Below are 6825 nucleotides of genomic sequence, written 5' to 3'. Positions count from 1 at the left end.
AGCCGCGGCACAAGGGGGCGGCGATTTCGGTGTATAACCTGTCAGCCGGTCTGTCTAACTTCCTTGCGCCGGCGATTGCCGTGGTGCTGCTGCCCTGGTTCAGCACGCTCGGCGTGGTCATTGCCTACACGGCGCTGTATGTCGTGGCCTTCATCCTGTGTCCGTTTATTCGGGTTGAACAGCCTGGGTTTGTTCGTCAGGAAACCTGTAAGGGTGAAACGGTCGGAATTTCGTAATTTATTCAGGCCTGACGGCAGCGTCGGGCCATTCACGGAGACGTATGATGGATGTTAAGGCGGTAATTTTTGACATGGATGGCGTCATCATTGACTCCGAAGGCCTGTGGCGTCAGGCGCAGAAAGCAGCTCTGGCAGGCTGGCGTGCTGAGGTCAGCGACGAAGAGTGTGAGTCACTGACGAAAGGCAAGCGGCTGGATGAGATTGCCCGGACCTGGTGCGAATACTGCAAACTTGAGGCCGATCCTGAAATGATTGAAGCGGCCATTCGTCTGCGTATCATCGAACTGATTGGCCGGGAAGGCAAAGCGATAGAGGGCATCTACGACGTGATGTCGTATTTTCGTGAGGCAGGTTACCGGATTGCACTTGCCACCTCTTCGTCGCATGAAATCGTGCATGCGGTGCTTAAGAAACTCAGGATGGGTCACTATTTTGAGGTCATTTGCAGCGCCGATGATGAACGCTACGGAAAACCGCACCCTGCCGTCTATCTCTCGGCGCTGCGAAAATTAGGCCTGACGGCCTCGCAGTGCATAGTGATTGAGGACAGCCAGAGCGGCTACCGTGCCGCCCTTAGTGCGGGGCTCAAAACCCTCATCGTCTCGCCAGCGTGCCATCATGCCAGCTTTAACAATGCCAGTGGCCGGTATGCGTCTATGCATGCGCTGCTGGAAACGCTTGCCGTTCCAGCCCCGGAAGCGGGTTAGTTGACTGATTTGTAAGCGCAGAAGTTTCCGCGGGTTGTTGCCGGTCAGCATATTCCTGCTTCTGCGCTTACCCTCAAATAACGTCTCCCGATCAACCTCACATTTCCCCGCGCTTTTGTGAAAATTGTCACGTCCGACCGTGCATATGCCCAAAAAATAGCCTCTCCTTAACGCGTTTTGTCCGAGGACGTGCTGATTTTTTATGCTTAAATTACATACTGAAACGCATTTTTAAAAACATAAAACCCCTTTGTCATTTTCTGCTTCTGGGCTTATCGCCGGACTTAAGGACCGATAATGAAAATTGAATCTGTAGACGTCACCGTTTTTCAGTACCCGACGCGTCGGGTCTCTGACGCCGCGGGGCATTCGCATCCTGGGCCGGAGAGCATGGCCAAAATGGCGATGTTGACCATCACGGCAGAAGAGGGCACCCGCGGATATTCGTTCGCGCCGCCGGAAGTGGTGCGCCCCTTTGTGGTCAATACCTTCTTTCGCAAAGTGCTGGTGGGGCAGGACGCATTCAACCGGGAACGCATCTGGCAGGATCTGGCGCACTGGCAGCGGGGAAGCGCGCATCAGCTGACCGAGCGTGCGCTGGGCTTCGTTGAACAGGCGCTGTGGGATCTGATTGGCCGTAAGCTCAACCTGCCGGTCTGGAAACTGCTTGGCGGCTATCGCGATAAGGTGCCGGCCTATGGCAGCACCATGTGCGGCGACGATCTGCCGGGCGGATTATCCACGCCGGAGGAGTACGCCAGCTTTGCCGAAAAGCTGGTAGCGCGCGGTTACAAGGCCATCAAGCTGCACACCTGGATGCCGCCGGTCTCTTTCGCCCCCAATCCAAAGATGGACGTCAAAGCCTGTGCCGCCGTGCGTGAAGCGGTTGGCCCGGACATTGACCTCATGATTGACGGCTACCACTGGTACAGCCGTACCGAGGCGCTGTACATCGGCAAAGCGCTGGAAAAGCTTGACTTCGCCTGGTTTGAAGAGCCGATGGAAGAGGAGAGCATGGCCTCCTACGCGTGGCTGGCGGAGAACCTCTCGATTCCGGTTATCGGGCCGGAAAGCCTGGGCGGAAAGCACCACAGCCGTGCTGACTGGATCAAAGCCGGGGCCTGCGACATCCTGCGCGCAGGGTCGAACGGCGTGGGCGGCATTTCCCCAACGCTGAAGGTGGCGAACCTGGCGGAATCTTTTGGCATGGACTGCGAAATACACGGCAACGGCGCGGCCAGCCTGGCGGTGATTGGCGCCATCAAAAACTGCCGCTGGTACGAGCGCGGCCTGCTGCACCCGTTCCTCGACTACGACCAACCGGCGGCGTACCTCAACAGCCTGGTGGACCCTATGGACGAAAACGGCATGGTCAGTCTGCCGACCCGCCCGGGACTGGGCGAAGACATTAATTTTGCATATATCGAAGCCAATACCGTCAGCCACGACTGACAGATAAAAACGTACCCTACAGGCGATATATACATGAAACGATCTCCCTTAGCCGGGGCGTGCTTGCTCGCGCTCTCGCTGATGATGGGGAGCGGTGCGGCGTACGCGAAAACGCCGCCCGACCAGCTCATCATCGGCATGAACATGAATAACCTGCTGACCCTCGATCCGGCGGCAATGACCGGTAACGAAGTGGTCGGCATTGTGGTCAATCTCTACGACTCGCTGGTGGAGCTGGACCCGAACGCGCTCACCAACGTCAGGCCCGCGCTGGCGAAGTCCTGGAATATTTCGCCGGACCGTAAAACCCTGACCTTTCACCTGCGTGACGACGTTAAATTCCACTCTGGCAACCCGCTCACGGCGGAGGATGTGGTCTGGTCGATGCGCCGTCTGCTGCACCTCAACCTTGCCCAGGCCTCGGTGTGGAAGTCGTATGGATTTTCTAAGCAAAACATCGACAGCCAAATCAGCGCCACCGATGCCTACACGGTGCAAATTGTTCTGCCTAAGCCTAACGATCCGCAGCTGGTGATCTACTCCCTCGGCGCGCTCGGCAACCTCGGCGTGCTCGACAGCAAAACGGTGCAGCAGCACGCGGTGAATAACGACTGGGGCAACCGCTGGCTTACCACCAACGAAGCGGGTTCCGGCCCGTTTATGCTGGAAACCTGGCAGGCGAAGGATGTGCTGCGCATGCAGCGCAACCCGCAATACTGGCGGGAAGAACCCAAAATGAGCCGGGTGGTGCTGCGTCATTTCCAGGAGTCACAAACCCTGCGCCTGATGATTGAGAAAGGCGACCTCGACGTTGCCAACAACATGGCGGTGGCGGACATTAACGCCCTGCGCAAAGACCCGCAGCTCACCGTCGAAGCCGTGCAGAAAGGCACGGTGTACTACGTGGCGATGAGCATGAAAGAGGCCCATTTCGCTAACCCGAAGGTGCGCGAAGCGGTGCGCTATCTGATTGACTATCAGGGCATCAACAGCGCGCTGATGCCGGGCTACGGCGTGCTGCACCAGCGCCCGATCAAGGCGGGTATGCCGTCCACGCTGCCGGACCCGGGCTATAGGCTCGATATCCCGCGCGCCAGAAAGCTGCTGGCGGAGGCGGGCTACCCGGACGGGTTTGACACCACCCTGCGGGTGCTGGCGGATCAGCCGTTCCTCAATATCGCCATCGCCGTGCAGTCGACGCTGATGCAGGCGGGCATCAACGCCAAAATCATCACCGGCACCGGGAACCAGATTTACGGCGCAATGCGCGAGCGCAAGTTCGACATGCTGGTGGGGCGCGGCGGTAGCGGCGTCGAACCCCATCCGCACTCCAGCCTGCGGGCGTTGGTCTATAACCCGGACAACAGCGATGAAGCCCGTCTGACCAACTTCCAGGGCTGGCGTACCAGCTTCTACGACAAGCCGCTCAACGAAATGATCGACAAGGCCCTGCTGGAGCGCGATCCGGAAAAACAGATCGCCGATTACCAGCAGATCCAGGTCCGCTACGACGCGCTGATCCCGGCGATGGTTCCTCTGTCGCAGATGGTTGATTCGGTGGTGGTGCGTAACGAGGTGAAGAACTTCCAGTCGCACCCGTCGGCCACCACCTTCCTGCGCGACGTCTACAAAACCGGAGGTGACAAATGAGTGTGGCAATTCTCGCGCCCGGCTCACGGACCCGGCGCTTCTCAAAGCGGTTAACGCAGGTGGTGGTGACGCTGTTCGGTCTGCTGCTGCTGACCTTTTTCATCGGCCGCGTAATGCCCGTCGATCCGGTGCTGGCGATTGTCGGACCGGATGCCGACCACAGCACCTATCAGCAGGTCTATCACCAGCTGGGATTCGACCGGTCGCTGCTGGCTCAGTTCGGTATTTACCTCAATAACCTGCTGCACGGCGATCTGGGCAATGCCCTGCTGACGGGTAAACCGGTGACTGCCGATATTCTGCGCGTCTTCCCGGCGACGCTCGAGCTGGCGACGATGGCGATTATCGTCGGTGCGGGTCTGGGCATTCCGCTGGGCGTACTGGCGGCGGCGCGGCGCAACAGCGTTTCCGACTACGTGGTGCGCATCATCAGTCTGGCGGGTTATTCCACGCCGATTTTCTGGGTCGGGATGATGGGGCTGCTGCTGTTCTACGCCTGGCTTGGCTGGGTGGGAGGCGCGGGACGTCTGGATCTCGGACTGGAGGGGGTAGTCCCACGCCGCACCGGACTGATGACGGTGGATGCGCTGCTGGCCGGGAACGGCGCGGTGTTCTGGAACGCCATTAACCATCTGGTTTTGCCCGCGTCGCTGCTCGGCTTCCACTCGCTGGCCTACATCAGCCGCATGACCCGCAGCTTTATGCTGGCGCAGCTGTCGCAGGAGTTCATTATCACTGCCCGGGTGAAGGGATTAACTGAACGTCAGGTGATCTGGAATCACGCGTTTCGCAACATTCTCGTGCAGCTCCTGACGGTAGTGGCGCTGGCCTACGGCTCGCTGCTGGAGGGGGCGGTGCTGATTGAAACCGTCTTCTCCTGGCCGGGCTTCGGTTCGTATCTCACCGGCAGCCTGCTGCTCGGGGATATGAACGCGGTCATGGGCTGCGTGCTGCTGGTGGGGGTCATCTTCGTGATGCTGAACCTGCTCTCCGACATGCTGTATCAACTCTTTGACCCGAGGACGAAATCATGACCGTTTCTCTGGATTCGCCGCTGGGGACCGGGCCATCCGAACGCCGCCAGCGTATCAGACGCACGCTGGGCCGCGCCGCGGGCTTCGTCGGCAAGATGGCGCGCAATCCGCTCACCGCCATCGGCGGCGGGATTATCCTGCTGCTGCTGATTGTGGCGGCGTTTGCCCCGCTGATCGCGCCGTACAACCCGCTGGTGCAGGACCTCAATAACGCGCTGGTCGCCCCGAACGCACTGCACTGGTTCGGCACCGACGAGTTTGGCCGGGACATCTTCAGCCGGCTGGTGTACGGCGCGCGCATCACGCTCTACATCGTGCTGCTGGTCTCCGTGACCGTTGGCCCGCTGGGGCTGCTGCTGGGCGTGACCGCAGGCTACTTCGGCGGCAGGGTGGACGCGGTGCTGATGCGCGTCACCGATATCTTTATCTCCTTCCCGAGCCTGGTGCTGGCGCTGGCGTTTGTCGCGGCGCTCGGGCCGGGGCTGGAGCACGTGGTGATTGCGATTACGCTCACCGCCTGGCCGCCGATTGCCCGTCTGGCGCGCGCCGAAACCCTCTCTCTGCGCCAGGCCGATTTTATCTCCGCCGTGCGGCTTCAGGGTGCTTCCCCGGTGCGCGTACTGTGGCGTCACATTGTCCCGCTGTGCCTGCCGTCAGTGATTATCCGCATCACCATGAACATGGCGGGGATCATTCTCACCGCCGCCGGGCTGGGCTTTCTTGGCCTTGGCGCACAGCCGCCGGAGCCGGAGTGGGGAGCGATGATCTCCAGCGGTCGTACCTACATGATGGAGTGCTGGTGGGTGGTGACTATTCCGGGGCTGGCGATCCTGATCAACAGTCTGGCGTTCAACTTCTTAGGAGATGGCCTGCGTGACATCCTCGATCCTCGTAGCGAATAACCCGATGCTCGACGTGCGCGATCTCCACGTCGATTTTATCAACGGCGGCGCGGTCACCCACGCGGTGCGCGGCGTCTCTTTCCAGCTCGGACGCGAAAAGCTGGCGATTGTCGGTGAATCCGGTTCCGGTAAATCCACCGTCGGGCGGGCGCTGCTACGCCTGCATCCGGCCAAAGCGCAGATCCGCGCCGCGCGGATGCAGTTTGGCGATGTCGATTTACGGGCCGTCAGCGAGGCGCAGATGCGCGGCATTCGCGGCAAGCGCATCTCGATGATCATGCAGGACCCGAAATACTCCCTTAACCCGGTGGTGTGCGTGGGCGACCAAATTGCCGAAGCCTGGCTGACCCATCATCCGGGGCGCAAGGCGGAAGCCAAAGCCAGAGTGCTGGAGATGCTCGACGTGGTGCGCATTCGCCAGCCGGAGCGGGTGTATCACCTCTGTCCGCACGAGATTTCCGGCGGGCAGGGGCAACGCATCATGATCGCCATGATGCTGATCGCCGATCCCGAGCTGGTCATTGCCGACGAGCCGACTTCGGCGCTGGACGTGTCGGTGCGTTTGCAGGTGCTGGGCCTGCTCGACGACCTGGTGCAGTCCCGCGGTCTGGGGCTGATCTTTATCAGCCACGACATCAACCTGGTGCGCAGCTTCTGCGACCGGGTGCTGGTGATGTACGCCGGACGGGTGGTGGAGTCGATTGCCGCGAAGGATCTGCACAACGCCAGGCATCCCTACACCCAGGGGCTCATCAGCGCGCTACCGGAAATCAACCATCGCCGACCGACGCTGCCGGTATTACAGCGTCAGGCCAGCTGGCTCACCGAGTAAGGAGCAGAG

6 protein-coding genes and 1 pseudogene are annotated in these 6825 nt (G+C 60.4%); all 7 read left to right on the top strand.

Going from position 1 to position 6825, the window contains the following annotated elements; genetic code table 11:
- Positions 1-236, top strand: a pseudogene (locus tag ACJTMZ_RS04595) (cytochrome C biogenesis protein CcdA); the annotation flags it as partial.
- Positions 237-280: 44 nt separating this feature from the next.
- Positions 281-946 (top strand): HAD family phosphatase, encoded by a 666-nt coding sequence (locus ACJTMZ_RS04590; protein WP_015572355.1) that lies wholly within the window; start codon positions 281-283, stop codon positions 944-946.
- 297 nt (positions 947-1243) lie between these two features.
- Complete coding sequence (locus tag ACJTMZ_RS04585) at positions 1244-2398, top strand: mandelate racemase family protein (protein ID WP_039270398.1); 1155 nt, start codon at positions 1244-1246, stop codon at positions 2396-2398.
- A 33-nt stretch (positions 2399-2431) separates the two neighbouring features.
- Positions 2432-4048, top strand: a complete 1617-nt coding sequence (locus ACJTMZ_RS04580) for an ABC transporter substrate-binding protein (protein WP_047365468.1) — start codon at positions 2432-2434, stop codon at positions 4046-4048.
- Positions 4045-5082, top strand: coding sequence for an ABC transporter permease (locus ACJTMZ_RS04575; RefSeq protein WP_017693076.1), 1038 nt, complete (start codon positions 4045-4047; stop codon positions 5080-5082). Before ACJTMZ_RS04580 ends, ACJTMZ_RS04575 begins: the two co-directional genes overlap by 4 nt.
- Positions 5079-5984, top strand: a complete 906-nt coding sequence (locus ACJTMZ_RS04570) for an ABC transporter permease (protein ID WP_015572358.1) — start codon at positions 5079-5081, stop codon at positions 5982-5984. The genes ACJTMZ_RS04575 and ACJTMZ_RS04570 overlap by 4 nt, the downstream gene beginning before the upstream one ends.
- Entirely contained in the window at positions 5956-6816 is an 861-nt protein-coding gene (locus tag ACJTMZ_RS04565; protein ID WP_047365470.1) for an ABC transporter ATP-binding protein, read from the top strand. The genes ACJTMZ_RS04570 and ACJTMZ_RS04565 overlap by 29 nt, the downstream gene beginning before the upstream one ends.
- Positions 6817-6825 lie beyond the last annotated feature (9 nt).

The organism is Enterobacter sp. DN (assembly GCF_046054285.1).
In the GTDB taxonomy this organism is placed as follows: Bacteria; Pseudomonadota; Gammaproteobacteria; order Enterobacterales; family Enterobacteriaceae; genus Enterobacter; species Enterobacter hormaechei_C.
The sequence above is the reverse complement of the archived record's forward strand: the minus strand, read 5'-3'. Positions and strand labels throughout refer to the sequence as shown.

Excerpts from the sequence above, each read along its gene's own strand:
- ACJTMZ_RS04590 (WP_015572355.1), top strand. The coding sequence starts at position 281 with ATGATGGATGTTAAGGCGGTAATTTTTGACATGGATGGCGTCATCATT.
- ACJTMZ_RS04585 (WP_039270398.1), top strand. The coding sequence starts at position 1,244 with ATGAAAATTGAATCTGTAGACGTCACCGTTTTTCAGTACCCGACGCGT.
- ACJTMZ_RS04580 (WP_047365468.1), top strand. The coding sequence starts at position 2,432 with ATGAAACGATCTCCCTTAGCCGGGGCGTGCTTGCTCGCGCTCTCGCTG.
- ACJTMZ_RS04575 (WP_017693076.1), top strand. The coding sequence starts at position 4,045 with ATGAGTGTGGCAATTCTCGCGCCCGGCTCACGGACCCGGCGCTTCTCA.
- ACJTMZ_RS04570 (WP_015572358.1), top strand. The coding sequence starts at position 5,079 with ATGACCGTTTCTCTGGATTCGCCGCTGGGGACCGGGCCATCCGAACGC.